Genomic DNA, 16,119 nt, shown 5'->3' with positions numbered 1-16,119 from the left:
CTCCCGCTCTCGCCATGCCGGGCGCCCCGGCACCGCCCCGCCCTGCGCGGCGGCTACTTGTTCTCTATCTTCCCCACGTTCTTGATGAGGATGGACACGAATCCCTCCGAGTCCGTCGTGAACTCGATGTAGTTAGAGTCCGCGGCGTACTGCGAGGGAAACGTGATCTCTATGCCGGTGTCGGTCTTTATCTTGTGGTTCTTCGCCAGCCGGTTCGCGACGCCGCGCTTTACGGGCACCTCCTCCGGCAGCTCCTTCTCGCGCGTCACGCGCTCGTAGCGCTCCTGGAGCTCCGGCTCGTCCTCGAACACGCGCCGACCCACCTCCTCGGGGGCAAACGCCTCGTCCACCTCCGCGCTCGACTGCACCACCGCCTTCGCGTGGGCCACGGCCTCCGTCACGTTCACGCCGGCCTCCTCGGCCACGTCCGCCACGATCTTCTCGACCGCCTCCACCACCTCGCGGCTCGAGGCCTGAACGGAGCACTGCAGCAGCCCCTCGGGAATGATCTGGCGCTCCTGTGTGCCCACGGTGCGCACCTTGTCGTGGAAGTCGATCGAGAAGTCGCCCAGGTCAACCAGCACGTAGCTCTCCACCTTCTGCGTGGGGCTCGGCAGCGTGGAGTCCTGCCGCAGGATCTGGTTTTGCGGCGCGCCCGTCGCGTCCGCGCCAAGGTCGTGGATGAACGCCTGCTTCCTGGGCAGCAGCACCGCCGCGAAGTAGCGCCGGCTCAGGTCCTCCACGTCCGCCTGCTCGGCCGCCTCGGCAAACGCCTGCGCCGCCTCGCCGTCGCCGGCCGCATCCGCTCGCGCCTTCATGTCCTGCGTGTCCGTGAAGTCGCACACCAGAAGGTCGCACTCCTCCAGGTCGTCGCAGCGCCTGAGCTCCTCCCACAGGTACTGCGCAACCTGCTGGGAAATCTCCGTGAAGCCAATCTGCCCCTGCGCATAGCCGCGCAACGCGTCCGCAAACCCGCTCTCCGCGGAAAACTCGCCGTGCCTGTTCTCCGCACTGGAGCTGATCTTGCGCATGTGGCGCTGCACGTACGACTTCACGGCGCGCGCGTCCAGGTCAAGCTCGCGCTGCGAGAAGGACGTGCTGCCCGACTCGAAGTCGAAGGCGTGCAGGATGGCGTGGGCTATGTGCATCATGTTCTATCACCGTCTGGGTAGTGTCTTGGCCTGCCGCTTCGCGCGGCCTGTGTGCCGAGACAGCATACCACCGCGGGCGAGAAGGGCGCGGCGACGGCGTTCGCGGCCCGTGGCTACAGGCGCCTGCCGTACAGGTAGATTACGCCCGCGTTCGGGTCCCCGTACACGCCACGCTTCTCTTGGATGAGCTTCAGACCCGCACGCTCAGAGAACTGGCAGTCGGAGTTCTTCGTGAGCATCGTGAAGAACCCGCGGGCGCCGTGCTCGCAGAAGCGCATGACCGCCTCCTCCAGCATGGCCGAGCCTATGCCCTGGTTGCGCGCGGCGGGGTCCACGACGCAGAGGTTCAGCTCCGCGTCCGCGTTGCTGTACCCGCGGGAAATGAACACGTCCGCCGTAGTGTACATGCGCAGGCGGCTAAACAGCAGCTCCTCCACGGACGGACCGCCGATCTTCGCACGCTTGCGCGCGGGCACCATGAGCTCCTTGAAGCGCTGCTCCCAGTGCTCGTTCACGATGATGGCGCCATCTGTCGTGAAGCCTCCGAAGCAGGCCCCTACGACCTTGATGCCCTGCTGTGCCACGAACGAGAACTGCGAGCGCTTGAGCGAGCCCGCCGTCAGTACCCTTCCGAACGTTATGCGGTCGTACACGCCCTCGACGTCGGACGCCCATGTGCGAGCGCAGACCTTTGCGACCGCATCGAAGTCCGCCTCGGTGAAAGGCCGATAGGTGATCTCGGGCCTCTCGTTCGTATCGATGTCCATAGCCTCGCAGCTTCTCTCATGTCATCTATCGCATGGAAAATTCGTCCTGCAGAGTGAAGTCGAACTTCCCTACCATAATGACGCATAATTATCCCGAGCGGTACGACTAACTGCCCGAGCGGTACGAACTTTTCCGCAGGCAGAACGCCCCACAAGGGTCAAAACGTTACCATCATCGGGCAGTTCTATCAATATTCGAATGACCACCCATGTGGTGAACAGATAGCTGAATCCATGTGCCCATGTACAGGCGAACGAGGGCATGGGCACCGCCTGACGTAAAAGGAGGACGGCCTTTCGGCCGTCCTCCCGAGGGGTAACTACTCTTGCTGGTACTTTGGACTCTCCCCCTTGGCTCGGGCACGCCCTGCTGGGCAATGCCCTCGTACTAGGGAACGTGCGGTGACTCGCAACGCCTCATCGGGTGGCGTTCTGGTCACTTTCGCGAACGGCCGGTTCTGCCGTCTGTCTCTGTTAGGACTTTGCGAATCCGATCCGCTGACGTTGGCCGATACTGCCGGCCGCTAGGCTAAGACGGGACGCGCGATGCCGTTCGCGAAGGACCCGGTAAAACACTCTTCACTGTTCACTGGCATCACCTCCCTGTCCGGCCGCCGATAGGTTTCCGCGCGGCTTTTTCTTTTCACTGCAAGTATTACCCAACCTCAGGCAAATGTACACAGATAGGTGGTCCTTTGCGTGAGCGGCACAACTTCGTCCGCAAACGGCACAGATGCACGTACGTGCGGGCACTGACGTCCGTAGGTGTCCGGTGCAGCCCCTTAACGTAACCGTGACCCACCCGGCCATGGTGTAGGCTAGTGGCGACCGCATCACACTCGGCGCACCAGGCGCACCCCAAGACGAAGGACGCACCCATGCAGACGGGCTTTGACAACCAGAAGTACATCGACACGCAGGCAGCGCGCATACGCGAGCGCATCGCGCAGTTCGGCGGCAAGCTCTACCTGGAGTTCGGCGGCAAGTTGTTCGACGACTACCATGCGAGCCGCGTTCTCCCGGGCTTCGAGCCAGATTCGAAGGCGCGCATGCTCAGGCAGCTGGCAGACGACGCGGAGGTCGTGTTCGCCCTGAACGCGAACGACATCGAGCAGGGCAAGCGCCGGAGTGACATCGGTATCAGCTACGGCGACGACGTCCTGCGCCTGATGGATGTGTTCCGCGGCATGGGCCTCGCCATCGGCGGCGTCGTGATCACGCGCTTCTCCGGGCAGCCGAAAGCCGAGGCCTACCAGACGCGCCTGGAGCAGATGGGCGTCTCGGTGTACCGCCACTACCCCATCGCGGGCTACCCCACGAACGTGAACCTCATCGTGTCCGGCGACGGCTTCGGCAAGAACGAGTACGTCAAGACCACCAAGCCCCTCGTGGTGGTCACGGCGCCCGGCCCCGGCTCCGGCAAGCTCGCCGTGTGCCTCTCGCAGCTGTACAACGAGCACGAGCGCGGCATCGACGCCGGCTACGCCAAGTTCGAGACGTTCCCCGTGTGGAACCTGCCCCTGAAGCACCCCGTGAACGTGGCGTACGAGGCCGCGACCGCGGACCTGGACGACAGCAACATCATCGACCCGTACCACCTGGACGCCTACGGCAAGGTTACCGTGAACTACAACCGCGACGTCGAGACCTTTCCCGTGCTCAAGGCGATCATGGAGAAGATCATGGGGAAGAGCCCGTACCTCTCCCCCACCGACATGGGCGTCAACATGGTGGGCAACTGCATCTGCGACGACGGCGTGTGCCAGGAGGCGGCGCGAAACGAAATCGTGCGCCGCTACTTCTGGGAGGCCGAGCGCCTGGAGCGCACGGGGCAGGGCGAGGCAGAGCTCGCACGCATCGCCCTTCTCATGAAGGAGGTCGGCGTGGACGAGAACTACAACCCCGCGCACGCTGCGGCACTCGTGAAGGAGGAGGTCACCGGGCTCCCCGCCGGCGCGATGGTGCTGCCCGACGGATCTGTCATCACCGGCAAGACGTCCCGGCTCCTGGGCGCGGCATCCTCGCTTCTGCTGAACGCGCTCAAACGAGTGGCCGGCGTGCCGGACGAGGTCTTCGTGGTCTCGGACGAGGCCCTGGTCCCCATTGGCCGCCTGAAGACCGAGCACCTGCACAGCCGCAACCACCGCCTGCACTCGGACGAGACGCTCATAGCGCTTTCCATCAGCTCCGCAACGAACCCGCTGGCAGAGCAGGTGATTGCGGCCACGAGCGCGCTCAGGGGCTGCACGGCGTACTTCTCGGTCATCATCTCGCGCACCGACGAGGCCGTCTACAAGAAGCTCGGCATCAACGTGTGCTGCGAGCCCAAGTTCGAGCGCGGAACCTACTACCACGGCTAGGTGCCAAGGCGCGGCTAGAGGGCCAAGGCGCAGCGGGGCGCAAGAGCCGCAAGCCAGACGCCCCGCGGAAGGCGTCGGCGCCACGCGCGAAAGAGGGCCCGGGCCCGCCGGACGCTTCCGTCCGCGGAACCCGGGCCTTCCCGTTAGTCCCGATGCTTCCCGTTAGCCCCGGTACCTGCCGCTAGCTGTTGTGTGCCATGACGTTGTTTACACCGACGATGCGTGACATCGGCGGGAGGCCGCCGCAGGCGCCGTGGGGCCTGGCCCAATTGTAGCGGTCGATGAAGGGTGAGAGGGCTGCCGCCCTCTCACCCTCGCTCGCGTAGGCGCGCGCGTACTGCCACTCCTGCGCGAGCGTCCTGTTCATTCGCTCCACTTTCCCGTTCTGCCAGGGGCTGTAGGGCCTGGTGTACCTGTGCTCGATGCCGGACGCCGCGAGCCACTCGTTGAACAGCCGAGAGCGGTACCCCGGCCCGTTGTCGGTCATCACGCGCTCGACCTCGACGCCGAGGCCGCGGTAGAAGTCCCGGGCGCGACCCATGAACGCGACGCAGGTCTCCTTGCGCTCGTCGCCGAGCAGCTCGGCGTAGGCCACCCTGCTCCTGTCGTCGACCGCCACGTGCAGGCAGGCGGTGCCCGCCCCAGAGTCGGCGTGGCGCAGGGCGTCGGCGCCGCGCGCCCTCCAGCCGCCGCCGTCGGGGACCCTCGCGACCTTCTTTACGTCCACGTGCACGAGCTCGCCGGGCCTCTCCCTCTCGTAGCGGCGCGGGGTCACGGGGCCGCGCCTCCTGGGCTCGCCGGTCACGCGGTCGACGTCGGCCAGGCGCGGCAGGCCGTTGCGCGCGACGATCCTGGCGCAGGTGCGTGCGGGCACCCCGGTCTCGGCGGCGAGGGCGAGCGGGGCGAGCAGGCGGGCGCGGCGGGCCCCCACGACCCTCGCCTCGACGTCGGGGGGCGTGAGCCTCGCGAGGCGCGAGGGGCGGCTGCGGCGGTCCGACAGCGGCTCGCCCGCCTCGGCCCTCGCGATCCACTTGTGGGCCGTCTGCCTGCTCACGCCCGCCTCCCGGGCGACGGCGGACACGCTCTCGCCGGCGCGGACGCGCTCGACGAGCCTCTGCCGCCCGCGGGGCGTGAGCCGTGAGTTAGAATGCTGGAACAAGGGGGGGCTCCTCTCGCTGCAACCTTCGACAAGTCACAGCTTGGGGGAGTCCTCCCCTTTTGTCACGTCATGTGTCAACAACCTGTTGGCACACAACAGCTAGTCCTCGCTCTTCTCGCCCGCGGCGCCCTTTGCCTTGCGGCTGCGCACCACGAGGTACGCGACACCCGCCACGACGAGCACTCCCACGACGACGACCGCGGGGCTCGCGCCCTGACGCGCGCCAGGCGCGGAGAAGTCTCCGTCAAGCTGCTTGGAGTAGACGGCCGCCGTGAGGTAGCGGTAGTCGTCCTGCTGGTGCGCCTTGTTGGTGAGCGTGTTCGCGAAGAGAGCGACGTTGCGCCCGTCCCTCTGGTAGTCGACGGCCTGGATCTTGCCCTGGTACTCCTTTATGTAGTCGCTGGGCATGAAGCCTTCCACCAGGGGGTCGTCCGTGGTCTTGATCAGGACCTTCGAGCCCTTGGGCGCCTTCTTGATGTAGCCGCCTCCGTAGCCGTACATGAGGTAGTCGCCCTCGTTTTTGTACGTGGCGGTGATGATGTCGTCCTTCGGGAACTCGACGGTGCCAAGGGCGTCGTAGCCCAGCCAGTCGCCGTCGCTCGGCGTGAACGAGATGTTGCCCGCGAGCTTGAAGTCCTTCACGAACTGCAGCGCGTCGGCCGTGTAGGCAACGTATGGCGTGCCGGACTTGACCTTCGCGGCCACGGCCTTCGCGTTTGCCGGGTACTGGCTGCCCACGATGACGGTCGCCTCGTCCAGGTCGTCCGTGAGCTCGAAGCCCATCTGCTTCGCGAGCGCGAAGTCGTCCCAGTTGCCGTTGGTGTTCGCACGGTTCTCGTAGTCGGCCATGCCTACCTTGTTGCCCGCCGCGTCCTTCTGGAACTTCTCGTACGCCTTTGGCACGTACGCCTTGATCGTGCCGCTGATGCGCTTTGCCTTGGGCGCGGAGCTCACCTTCGTCACGTCCAGCACGTAGTCCTCCGTGGCGTCGTCGAGGTCCTTTGCGGCGACCACGTAGTCGCCCTCGTCCTTGCCCTCGCTCACCAGCCCGACGGACTTGCCGTCCTCCAGCAGGTCGTTCACGGCCCTCACGGCGTCGAGGCCGTTGTTGTCGATCACGGCGTACTCGCCCTTGCCCGCAACCTCGCTCTTCTGCGCAGGGGCCTTCTTCACGTCCTTCAGAGTGTCCGCCGCAAACGCCCCGGCGGTGCGGACGGTGTCCATGTCGAACCCACGGAACTCCGAGAAGTTCGTGACGGGCTCGCTGTAGAGCGAGTACTGGGTCCAGTCGTCGATCACGAGGTTGGGGTACAGGGCGCAGTTGGCCATGTTGCGCTTTGCCTGGTGCATGTCAACCACCATGGTGCCGGCCGGATACGTCTTGTCGCCCACCTTCACGTCCCTGGTGGTCTCCTTCACCTCGACGCCGTTGTGGATGAGGAAGTCGACGGTCTTTGCCGCCGCAGAGCGGTTGTTCTGCTGGTCCGCGCCCAACGGGATGACGTAGTACTCCGGGAAGAAGTTGTCGTTCGTCTTGCCGAAGCTGTCCTTGGAGTCACGGGGACGGAACGTGTCGGCCTCCGCGCCCTTCTCGTCCTTCTGACTCACGTAGTACGGGCGGATGGAGTCCGCGTCTATGTTCTGGACGCCGCGGCGGAAGCGCTCGAGCTGGTTGTTGAACATGCGGTCCTTGTTCGCGACAACGAAGTCGGCGTTGCCGATGAAGCCGTAGCGCAGCGCGTCCACGGCGTCGGCCGTGCCGTACGGCGCCTCGACCGTGAACGCGTTCGTGCCGTGCATCATGGCGTACTGCGGCGTGTAGCTGGTGGACATGTCGTCGAACGGCGCCTCCCAGAAGCGCGTGCCGTCGTCCTGCAGCTTGAGGTAGTCGCGCATGGGCATCTGCACGGAGTTGATGGTGGGGTTGTTGGCGATGGAGGCGCCCATGAACGCCTCGCCCTGCGCGAGCGCCGTGTCGATGAACAGGTCGTACTCGTTGTTGGGGTCGTGCGTGGGCGAGCAGGGCTCCACCTGGTACTGCTGGTAGTAGCCGTGCACCTCGTGAAGCGATATCGGGTCCCACTGCGTGATGAGGCCGCTCATGGCCTGGGTCTCGGGCTGGGTCTGGTACGTGTTGTCGCGGTTGAGGTCGAATCCGTTGCCGTTGGTGCGGACGTTCACGGCGCGGGCGTCCACGTTCTCGCTCGGGACGAGGATGTAGAACACGTCGTCCAGCGACTTGGACGGGTCGAACGTCTGCGTGTCGGAGTCGTAGTACTTCTCGAACTCCTCCTCGCTCAGGTCGGACGAGGCGTTGTCCGTGTCGGCCCCGTCGTAGTTGATGCCGTGCCCCTTGCCGCCGTCGCCGCGGACGTAGCCGATGCCCGTCACGTCGTCCTTCACGAGGTCGCTCCACACGGTGCGGTCGTGGTCCATCTCGGTCTTGAGCTCCGCCTTGCCCTCGCCGGTGAGGCCGGTGGCGCGCCGGTACTCGATGGGCTTGTTCGCCGCGAGGTCGCGGGCGAACTCCATCACGGCGTCGGAGGCAACGATCTCGTCGGCGTGCACGTTGCTGTAGACGACGGGCACCTTGTACTTGAGCTTCCCCGCCGCAAGGTCTGCCTGCACGGATGCCGGGTCCTTCTCCATGCGCTTCTTGAGGGCCTGGTAGTCGTCGAGGTCAGACTTCTGCTTCGCCACAAACAGCGCGCGCATGGGACGGCCCTGCGCGGACGTGCCAAACGTGCGGACCTCGGCGTAGAGGCCGTTTGCCTTGGCCTGCCTTGCGAGCTCCGGAAGCTGGGCGTCGATGTCCTCCTGCGTGGCGAACGCGTCGTATGGCCTGAGGTCGACCTTCGTGGACGCAACCTTCGTGCCGTCCACGTCGCACGCGAGGCTGTACGTGCCCACGTAGTCGTACAGCGACGAGCGGACGAACTCGCGCGAGCGGACGTCGATGCCGTCGATTCCCTCGTAGAGCTCGCGGTTCTTGAACGACGCCACGACAGACGGCGTGCCGTCGACCTCCTTTGCGGAAAGCTCCACGTCATAGAAGAAGTCGCGCGACTTGCGGTTTTTCTCGTCCGCGGTGTTGCCGTTTCCGCCCTCCGCGGCGCCATCCTGGGTCGCGACGGTCTTCCAGTCGCCCAACTTGCCGCCAAGCCATTGCTTGGGGTAGGTCTTCTTGCTGAACTGGCCCTTCGCGCGGCTCAGCGTAAGCGTGACCTTGCCGTCCTTGATGAGCGACTCGAGCTCGCTTACGCTCTTGCCCTCGACCGGAGCGATAAGCCTGAACTCGCGTCCCTCGATCATGGAGATCATCGGCGTGGAGCTGCCGTCGTACGCGGCGTCCGTGCGCTCGAGCTTCGCCTTGCCCGTGGACTGGCCGGCAGACTGCGACTGCGCGGACGTCGACGCCATCGCCGTCGTGGGGGCCACGACCTGACCCAGACTCACGGTGAGCATGAGGCCAGCGACGATTGCGCCGCCCGCCTTGCGAATGGAAACCATGCTTCCTCCCTCTTGGATTGCGCCCATGCGAGAAGAACAGCCTACGTATGCAGCGCTTCTCGCCGCTAATGACGCAATACAGGGTACTTTGCCATCAAAACTTATGTTTCTGTTTTGTTTCGTTTCTAGGTAGACGTTGGTGTTTGTTCGGCATGTGGAGGTCTTAAAGTGTTGCTTATATTTGTATAACATGCATGGTTTAACCCATAATCGCACTATTGGGAGACGCCGCCGGCCACATGCCGCGCAGAAATTGTTTCCCGCTTGCGAAATTATACGCACCCATGACAAAAGACTTGCGCACGGGGGACGCGCAAGTCACACAATGGTACTGTAACGTTATATACAAGTGCCACCAAGACGGCACGGAGGAGGCCATTGGGATGAGTAAGGCGGCCACGTACGGCGCGTCCGAGGATGGAAGGACCATCTACAGGAACGCATGGCTCAAGCGCAGCTTCTATGTTGACGGCGCGCAACAACGAACGTGCACGATGTACCGCTCGCGCTTTGTGCTGGGCGTGGCAGCGGGCGCACTCGCATGGGTCCTCACGAAGAGCTACGTCGCCCTGGTGGCCATACCGTCCGCAATCATCCTGGTGATGAGCTACCTCTTCTACTACCGCTTCCTGACAAGCCTTGAGCTCGCGCCCGACGACGGGGCCTCGCTTCCCCGCAGACGCATGAGCCTTGTGCAAGGCCTGGTGTACGGCCTCGGCGGCATCGCCTGCAGCTGCCTTATGGTCGCGAACGCTCAGGCACAGGGTTTTGCGAGCACCACCCTCATGGTGAACTACGTCGCGTCCGCGGCGGTGGCACTCTTTGGTGTCTGGCAACTGCTGAGGGGCCTCATCGAGCGCGGATAGCGCTTCCCCCAGACGGAACCTGACACGGCAGACAATCTACATAGACTTGCGCCACGAATCCGGCGCGGCGAGCAGGAAAGGGGACGGAATGGAGAAGGATCTCGAGAACGTAACGATGATGACCTACGTGCGAGAGACGCCCGGGCAGGTCGAGAAGAACGTCAACCGCAGGAAGGAGCTCGTTGCGCCGCTCGTGAACGAGTTCTTACGGGGAGGCTACAGCTCCGTGCTCGTGATCGCCTGCGGATCGAGCGCGAACGCGAGCCGGTGTGCCGCGCCGTTCATGCGGAAGTACCTGGGGATCCCGGTTGTCGTCACGACGCCCGGAGCGTTTCTGACTTCCGACTTCCTTCCCGGGGACGACACGCTCTGCTTCGTGGTGTCGCAGTCCGGTTGTTCCACCAACTCGCTCGCCGCGCTCGACAGGCTGCGCTCCGCAGGCAGAAGGGCTGTCGGCATCACGGGCAACCTTGACTCCGACTTCCGGGACCACGCGGATCTTGTGGTGGACTATGGCGTGGGCATCGAGTACGTGGGCTACGTCACGAAGGGCGTGACGACGCTCGCCCTGTTCCTCATGCTCTTCTCGCTCGAGGCGTCGCACGACACGGGGCGGCTCTCCGACGAGGGGTATGACCACGTTGTTGGCGAGCTCGAGCTCGTTCCCGAACGCCACAGGACGGTCCAGGCGAAGACGGAGGAGTTCTACTCCGCACACTTGAAGGACATGCTCTCCATCGAGACGAACTACGTCATTGGCTTTGACCAGGCGTACGGCATCGCTTGCGAGGGAGCTTTGAAGTTTGGCGAGACCATGAAGGTGCCCTCGTTCGCCTTCGAGGCGGAGGAGTTCAACCACGGCCCGAACCTGCAGCTAAACCCCAGTCGCACCGTCTTTGTGGTGGACGATATGAACCTTGGCTCGAGGCGCGCGCACGAGCTGTACGACGCCTGCCGGTGCATCACGGACCATGCGTACCTGATAACGTGCGACGACGCATACGAGAAGGACGACCATGCGTTCGTGGCAAACGTGGGCAAGGTTTCAGAACCGACGCTCTCCCCGCTCTACCTGCTGCCGTTCTTCCAGATAATCGCCCATCACGCGACTGACGCCCTCGGAAGGTGGGATGACTTCCCGCTGATGAGGGACTACAAGCACTGCGCGCCAAGCAAGACCGAAAAGATCAAGGACGTCATGCCGCTGCTGTAGTGCGGAAGATAGATTCATGGCAAAGGCCCGCGGGTGGTCCTCTATGGGACGTCGCCTGCAGGCCTTTGCATCTGTCTCCTGGCGCGTGCGACTAGATTCCGTCTGAGAAGTCGTCGTCCTCCTCGGCGGGCTGCGCAAGCTCGAACTCCACGACGGATGACCTCATGGAGTCCTTCGCGAGCTGGGCGAGCTCGTCGAGGCCAGACACGGCGTCGCGCTGCGTCGCGCACTCGACAAGACCGCCCAGGTTCACGCCCGCAACAACGCGCACGTCGCCCAGGGGGATTCCGAGCGTCGCCGCCGTCTTGAACGGCGTGCCACCCACGAGGTCACAGAGGACGAGCACCCCGTCGACGTCCTCTCGCGAGCGTAGCGATTCCAGCGCCGCGGCCATGTCCTTCTCGAGCTCCTCCGTGCCGGAGAGCGATGTGAAGTCCAGCGCGGCGTAGGCGTCCTGGGGACCGGCGATGAGCTCGAGCGCGGACGTGATTCCCGAGGCGAAGTTGCCGTGACCCGTGACGATGATTCCGACCATATGACCCTCCCATGCGGGGCAGTGACCTTAGGGCTGGCCCCGAACCGTGGGCGGGACCCCGCGCACGAGGTCCCGCCACATCAGACGTTACATGTGACCTGCAGTTTCGTCACAGCCGCTACATCCAGTTGAGCAGCGACATCAAGAGGCCGAACAGGATGACGCAGCCGATGACGGCAATGGTGTTGACGTGCTTCTTCTTGAAGAGCCAGTAGATGAGGAACACGACGGCGAGAGGCAGGACGTTGGGAAGGAGTTGGTCGAACACCGATTGCACCGTGGTAGAGCCGACGCCGAACACGAGCTTCTTCTGGAACGCTATGGAGACGTAGCTGGGTATGAGCGCGCCGATGACCGTGGTGCCAAGGATGCCCGCGGCGCCGGTGAGGTACCTCGTGGCCGTGCCGACCTTCTCGACCGCCTTCGAGCCGAGGCTGTAGCCGAGGCGCGCGAACCAGATGCGCGAGAAGCCGACGACGAGGTATATGCCGATGAATACGAGCGGGCCAAGGATGGAGCCGGACTTGGCGAGCGAGCAGGCGATGCCCGCCGTTATGGGCAGCACGGTGAACCAGAAGATGGAGTCGCCGATGCCGGCCATGGGGCCGAAGAGGCCGTTGCGGACGCCCTGGATGAGCTTGCGGTCCGTGCCCTTCTCCTCCATCGCGAGGACCATGCCCTGGAGCAGCGTCGCCATATGCGGTTCGGTGTTCATGAACTCCATGTTGTAGGTCATGAACTCCTTCAAGTCCTCTTTGGAGTCGCCGTAGATCTTCTTGAAGCCGGGAATCATGTTCATGGTCCAGCCGGGCGCCTGCATGCGCTCGAACGAGAACGCGATCTGCTCGGTGAGCGAGTTGATGCCAAGCCTCGTGATGTCGGACTTGCTGAGCTTCTGAAGGGGCTCGCCCTTCTTGTTGGTGGGATTAGATGCCATCAGAGTCGCCTCCGTCGTCGATTGCCTCGGCCTTCTGCTCGTCAAAGCGCTTCTGGTACATGTAGTCGATCGCGGCAAGGGACGTACCTATGATGGCGACGGGCAGCACGTTGGGCATCTTGAGGAACGTGGCCATCACGAAGCCGATGAAGAGGTACGGGTAGGTCTCGGGCTTCAGCGTGGTGAGCAGCAGCATGGCGAGGCCGACGGCGGGAAGGATGCCTCCCGCGACCTCGAGGCCGTGCGTGACCCAAGTCGGGAACGAGTTCACGAACGCCTGGATGGGCGCCTGCAGCGCGTATGAGCACAGGAAGATGACGAACCCGCAGAACACCGCCTCGAAGATGGTGACGCCCCAGATGAGGCCGTTGAAGTGCTTCACGTCCGCCTCGGCCGCGTACTTGTCGAGCTTGTGGGGAACGAAGGAGTAGACCGTCTTGAAGAGGATGCCGATGCCCTGCGCGAGGAGTGCGAAGGGGTACGAGAGCCCGAGCGCCGTCTCGGCACTCTGGCCCGTCGTGTAGGCGAGCACGACGGTCATGATGCCGGCGAACAGCGGGTCGGGAGGAACGGTCCCACCGACGTTCGTCATGCCGAGGTATGCGAGCTCGGTGACGGCGCCACAGGTGACGCCCAGCTCCACGTTGCCCAGGATGATGCCGGTGAAGAACGCGGCGACCATGGGCCTGAACCAGTAGAACGCCTCGGTCTGCTGATCGAATTGGCATATGGTGCCAACTATGAACAGCAGAAGGCCTTGTACAAGGGTAAGTTGCATGCTTCCTCCCTATGTCAAGCTCTTCCCCCTAAGGAGAAGAACGCCAACAAGCGATGGATGCTCGTACGAGCTATGAGGTTGTATGGGCCGGACGCCCACGCAAGACTAGAGACCGAGGTCCTCGACCTTGCGTCCCGTGGGCAAGAGCTGAATGTAGACCTTGGTGCCGTGGTCCTGTATGGCCTTGAGGTCGGCAAGGTCCTGGTCGTCCACATAGACGTGCTGGTCGTGGAAGACGCGCTTGTCCGCCGAGGCATGCATGTTGCCGATGTTGACCTCTTTTATGGGGACGCCGCCCTCCACGAGCTTGCGCATGTCCGCCGGGGTCTTCGCGACGATGAAGATGTGCTGGCGGGCGCTTGCCTTGCCTATCACGTCGATCGTCTTCTGGATGGTGAAGAACCTGATGCCAACGCGCGCGGAGTCCGCCGTGAGCTTCATGAGGGACTGCTGCATGGGGTCTGCTGCGGCGTCGTCGTTCGCGACGACGATGAGGTTGCAGTTGGGAATGGACCCTACCCACGCCGCGCCGACCTGCCCGTGCACGAGCCTGTTGTCAATCCTTGCAAAGACGATGTCTGGTGTAGCCAACGAATGTCGCCTGCCTCCCGTTGGGGCGCTGGCGTCCGGCCGGCGTCGCTTCTTCAATGGTGAAATCGAAACCATAGTTCTTATACGCCCGACAATATCGGGAAAAGCGGATACAAACGCGAATGATGCGTTTTTCTCTGCAAACGTTATAGTGGTCTTAGGGGATTGCGAAAACGATTTCCACGTGTTAAGCACAGATTGCGAGCGGGCAACCTTTGATTGCATACATGCAATCAAATAGATGTGCGAACTTCGTCTTGCCGGTAGCGCAAGATGTCGAAGCCGAGGCGACGCTGGCCTCGCCGGGCATGCGCCCGTCGACGGGAGGAGGCCCGGCAATGGAAAGGAGAGGTCCCTTGGGTGATGATACGCAGGACACAGAGCCCATGGCTCACTCGAGCGGGGACTCGACAGTGACCAGGAGACTCTTTGTGGCAGCACTGCCAGACGAGGGCGTGCGAGACGAGCTCGTGGCCGTGCAAAACATGACGCTCCCCCATCTTGACCATGCTCGACCAACATCACGCGGGAACCTCCACCTGACCCTCGCCTTCCTCGGCGAGCTCGACCGCGAGCGCGAGGCGCGAACGCTCGAGGCGATGCGACGGGCAGCCGAGAACGTAAGGACGGAAGAGTTCGCCGTCGAGCTAGGGCCCGTGGGATGCTTCCAGAAGCGTCGCGGGTCGATTCTGTGGCAGGGCTTTCGCGAGGATGGCGCGGAAGGACGGGAGCACGAGGGGTCGCGGGACGGAATGCGACGGCTCGCGGAACTGAGGGCGACCCTTGGCATGCGGCTGCTGGAAAGCGGCGCGATTCCAGAGCCGCTTCCCCCATTCTCCCCGCACATGACCCTGGCGCGCGGCTGCCGCCTGCGCAAGGAGGAGCGCGAGGCCGGAATGGACGCGTTTCTCGCCCAGATGAACGAGCAGCTTGCGGCACGTAACCTGGCAGCGGGGCGGTTGGGGGCCGCAAAGATGCGCATCGATGCGATGTCGCTTATGTGGAGTCACCATCCGGACGGCGGCGCGCTCGTGTACACGGAGGTCGCGCGCGTGAGCCTGTGACGCGGAACTAGGGACGAACGTGGGCCGCGAGCCAGGCGCACGCCATGGGGGCGGCCGTCAGGAACCAGCTTGCGTAGCGCGAGGGGTGCGCCTGAAGGTCTGCCAGTGCCTCCTCCGCATCGACCCAGGCAGTCGCCGCGACCTCGCTGGGGTCGGGCGCCAGGGGACCGTCGTACGGCGTCACGAAGACGTGGTCGTACTCGAACTCCGTAAGCCCGTTGCCAAAGGAGCTTCGGTACACGAACGAGCCAACCTCGACGTACTCGAGGCTGGTCGCCTTGCTCGCAGGCACTCCCAGCTCCTGCGTGAGCCTGCGCGGGACGGCGTCCGCAAGCGCCTCCCCCACCCGCGGGTGCGAGCAGACCGAATTGGCCAGAAGGCCTCCGGAATGGTATTTGCCCTGTGCGCGGCGCTGCAGCAGAAGCCGGAGCGTGCCACCGCTTTCGCGATACAGAAAGAGCGAGAACGCCCTGTGCAGGCGCGCCTGCCGGTGACACGCGAGCTTTCCCATGCTGCCCTGGGGCCGATCCAGAAGATCGACCAGAATCAGCTGGTCTTCCCGGGGCTGGGCCAGCATGTCTGTCAGGCTTGCCATGAGCTGCAACTCCCTACAAATCAGTTAGCAAAGATTTCTATCTTCTTGTACGCCGACGGAGCAATGCATCATGATGGTCCACGTCCAACAACAGGATGAGATGACCCTCCTCGAACTTAAACGCTATTCTCACGTCCATGTTCACGCTGCACTCAAACTCACGTGAAGCGCGTATATGCTTGACGCGCAAGGAAGGGTGCCACGGGTCAATAGCAAGCTGCCGAATCTTGTTTTCGACCTGTGCCTGCTCCTTCTTTCCAAGCTTCGCATACGCCTTCTTAAACGAAGGCGCAAGCACGAGCTTATATGGCATCAGCCGGCCCGATGCAAATCTGCAATCGCATCATCCACATCTTCAAAAACTGGAAGGTCTCCGCTGGACAACCCCTCCTCTGCCTCACTGGCAAGACGCTCCAGTTCCTCAATCTTCTTCTTGGGATAGATCACTACCGGGACAAAGCGAATCTCCCCATCCTCGATGTAGACATCGAAAGTGTCGCCAGAGACAAGCCCGAGCTGATTGACTAACTTCTTAGGTATCGTAACCTGACCTTTGTCCTTAAGCGTCGCGAGCATCCCGGCCTCCAAGAGTA

General features: G+C 63.6%; 15 protein-coding genes. 4 read left to right on the top strand and 11 right to left on the bottom strand.

Features of this window, described 5'->3' with window-relative positions; all coding sequences use genetic code 11:
- Nucleotides 1-53 precede the first annotated feature (53 nt).
- A complete protein-coding gene (locus BLT96_RS02770; protein ID WP_090861559.1) occupies nt 54-1,151 on the bottom strand; it encodes a nucleoid-associated protein in 1,098 nt (365 codons plus the stop codon).
- Between the two features lie 113 nt (nt 1,152-1,264).
- Nucleotides 1,265-1,918 carry a GNAT family N-acetyltransferase gene (locus BLT96_RS02765; RefSeq protein ID WP_090861557.1) on the bottom strand — a complete coding sequence of 218 codons (654 nt, stop codon included), beginning with the start codon at nt 1,916-1,918 and terminating at the stop codon, nt 1,265-1,267.
- Between the two features lie 878 nt (nt 1,919-2,796).
- On the opposite strand from BLT96_RS02765, the gene BLT96_RS02760 reads away from it, so the two are divergent.
- Nucleotides 2,797-4,278, top strand: a complete 1,482-nt coding sequence (locus tag BLT96_RS02760; RefSeq protein WP_090861555.1) for a DUF1846 domain-containing protein — start codon at nt 2,797-2,799, stop codon at nt 4,276-4,278.
- A gap of 181 nt (nt 4,279-4,459) precedes the next feature.
- On the opposite strand, the gene BLT96_RS02755 is transcribed toward BLT96_RS02760, so the two are convergent.
- Entirely contained in the window at nt 4,460-5,437 is a 978-nt protein-coding gene (locus tag BLT96_RS02755) for an IS481 family transposase (RefSeq protein ID WP_090861553.1), read from the bottom strand.
- A gap of 99 nt (nt 5,438-5,536) precedes the next feature.
- Complete coding sequence (locus tag BLT96_RS02750; protein ID WP_090861551.1) at nt 5,537-8,947, bottom strand: M14 family metallopeptidase; 3,411 nt, start codon at nt 8,945-8,947, stop codon at nt 5,537-5,539.
- A gap of 383 nt (nt 8,948-9,330) precedes the next feature.
- On the opposite strand from BLT96_RS02750, the gene BLT96_RS02745 reads away from it, so the two are divergent.
- On the top strand, nt 9,331-9,813 hold the full coding sequence (locus BLT96_RS02745) for a hypothetical protein (RefSeq protein WP_090861549.1): 483 nt from the start codon (nt 9,331-9,333) through the stop codon (nt 9,811-9,813).
- Between the two features lie 88 nt (nt 9,814-9,901).
- Nucleotides 9,902-11,026: an SIS domain-containing protein gene (locus BLT96_RS02740; RefSeq protein WP_090861547.1), complete on the top strand. Its 1,125-nt coding sequence runs from the start codon at nt 9,902-9,904 to the stop codon at nt 11,024-11,026.
- A gap of 91 nt (nt 11,027-11,117) precedes the next feature.
- On the opposite strand, the gene BLT96_RS02735 is transcribed toward BLT96_RS02740, so the two are convergent.
- From BLT96_RS02735 to agaB, 4 genes are all read right to left on the bottom strand, one after another.
- Complete coding sequence (locus tag BLT96_RS02735; RefSeq protein WP_090861545.1) at nt 11,118-11,561, bottom strand: PTS sugar transporter subunit IIA; 444 nt, start codon at nt 11,559-11,561, stop codon at nt 11,118-11,120.
- A 118-nt stretch (nt 11,562-11,679) separates the two neighbouring features.
- Nucleotides 11,680-12,498, bottom strand: a complete 819-nt coding sequence (locus tag BLT96_RS02730; protein ID WP_090844248.1) for a PTS system mannose/fructose/sorbose family transporter subunit IID — start codon at nt 12,496-12,498, stop codon at nt 11,680-11,682.
- Nucleotides 12,488-13,276 (bottom strand): PTS mannose/fructose/sorbose/N-acetylgalactosamine transporter subunit IIC, encoded by a 789-nt coding sequence (locus BLT96_RS02725; RefSeq protein ID WP_090861543.1) that lies wholly within the window; start codon nt 13,274-13,276, stop codon nt 12,488-12,490. The genes BLT96_RS02730 and BLT96_RS02725 overlap by 11 nt, the downstream gene beginning before the upstream one ends.
- Nucleotides 13,277-13,381: 105 nt before the next feature.
- Nucleotides 13,382-13,867, bottom strand: coding sequence for a PTS galactosamine transporter subunit IIB (gene agaB / locus BLT96_RS02720; protein ID WP_090844254.1), 486 nt, complete (start codon nt 13,865-13,867; stop codon nt 13,382-13,384).
- Nucleotides 13,868-14,298: 431 nt separating this feature from the next.
- Between agaB and BLT96_RS02715 the strand changes: the two genes are divergently transcribed.
- A complete protein-coding gene (locus BLT96_RS02715; protein ID WP_157692124.1) occupies nt 14,299-14,931 on the top strand; it encodes a 2'-5' RNA ligase family protein in 633 nt (210 codons plus the stop codon).
- 7 nt (nt 14,932-14,938) lie between these two features.
- Here the strand turns inward: BLT96_RS02715 and idi are convergent, their stop codons facing one another.
- From idi to BLT96_RS02700, 3 genes are read right to left on the bottom strand one after another with little or no spacing between them, the layout of a single operon-like run.
- On the bottom strand, nt 14,939-15,526 hold the full coding sequence (gene idi, locus BLT96_RS02710; RefSeq protein WP_197674379.1) for an isopentenyl-diphosphate Delta-isomerase: 588 nt from the start codon (nt 15,524-15,526) through the stop codon (nt 14,939-14,941).
- 37 nt (nt 15,527-15,563) lie between these two features.
- The gene (locus BLT96_RS02705; RefSeq protein WP_090861539.1) at nt 15,564-15,839 is read right to left on the bottom strand and encodes a hypothetical protein; all 276 of its coding nucleotides are present in this window, start codon (nt 15,837-15,839) and stop codon (nt 15,564-15,566) included.
- A complete protein-coding gene (locus BLT96_RS02700) occupies nt 15,839-16,102 on the bottom strand; it encodes an AbrB/MazE/SpoVT family DNA-binding domain-containing protein (protein ID WP_157692123.1) in 264 nt (87 codons plus the stop codon). The genes BLT96_RS02705 and BLT96_RS02700 overlap by 1 nt, the downstream gene beginning before the upstream one ends.
- Nucleotides 16,103-16,119: the final 17 nt, after the last annotated feature.

The sequence above is a fragment of the Parafannyhessea umbonata genome, assembly GCF_900105025.1.
GTDB lineage: Bacteria > Actinomycetota > Coriobacteriia > Coriobacteriales > Atopobiaceae > Parafannyhessea > Parafannyhessea umbonata.
This window is presented reverse-complemented; position numbering and strand designations above follow the sequence as displayed.

What these genes read in the sequence shown, in the direction of transcription:
- BLT96_RS02770 (WP_090861559.1), bottom strand. Translation starts at nt 1,151, where the DNA reads ATGATGCACATAGCCCACGCCATCCTGCACGCCTTCGACTTCGAGTCG.
- BLT96_RS02765 (WP_090861557.1), bottom strand. Translation starts at nt 1,918, where the DNA reads ATGGACATCGATACGAACGAGAGGCCCGAGATCACCTATCGGCCTTTC.
- BLT96_RS02760 (WP_090861555.1), top strand. Translation starts at nt 2,797, where the DNA reads ATGCAGACGGGCTTTGACAACCAGAAGTACATCGACACGCAGGCAGCG.
- BLT96_RS02750 (WP_090861551.1), bottom strand. Translation starts at nt 8,947, where the DNA reads ATGGTTTCCATTCGCAAGGCGGGCGGCGCAATCGTCGCTGGCCTCATG.
- BLT96_RS02745 (WP_090861549.1), top strand. Translation starts at nt 9,331, where the DNA reads ATGAGTAAGGCGGCCACGTACGGCGCGTCCGAGGATGGAAGGACCATC.
- BLT96_RS02740 (WP_090861547.1), top strand. Translation starts at nt 9,902, where the DNA reads ATGGAGAAGGATCTCGAGAACGTAACGATGATGACCTACGTGCGAGAG.
- BLT96_RS02735 (WP_090861545.1), bottom strand. Translation starts at nt 11,561, where the DNA reads ATGGTCGGAATCATCGTCACGGGTCACGGCAACTTCGCCTCGGGAATC.
- BLT96_RS02730 (WP_090844248.1), bottom strand. Translation starts at nt 12,498, where the DNA reads ATGGCATCTAATCCCACCAACAAGAAGGGCGAGCCCCTTCAGAAGCTC.
- BLT96_RS02725 (WP_090861543.1), bottom strand. Translation starts at nt 13,276, where the DNA reads ATGCAACTTACCCTTGTACAAGGCCTTCTGCTGTTCATAGTTGGCACC.
- idi (WP_197674379.1), bottom strand. Translation starts at nt 15,526, where the DNA reads ATGGCAAGCCTGACAGACATGCTGGCCCAGCCCCGGGAAGACCAGCTG.
- BLT96_RS02705 (WP_090861539.1), bottom strand. Translation starts at nt 15,839, where the DNA reads ATGCCATATAAGCTCGTGCTTGCGCCTTCGTTTAAGAAGGCGTATGCG.
- BLT96_RS02700 (WP_157692123.1), bottom strand. Translation starts at nt 16,102, where the DNA reads ATGCTCGCGACGCTTAAGGACAAAGGTCAGGTTACGATACCTAAGAAG.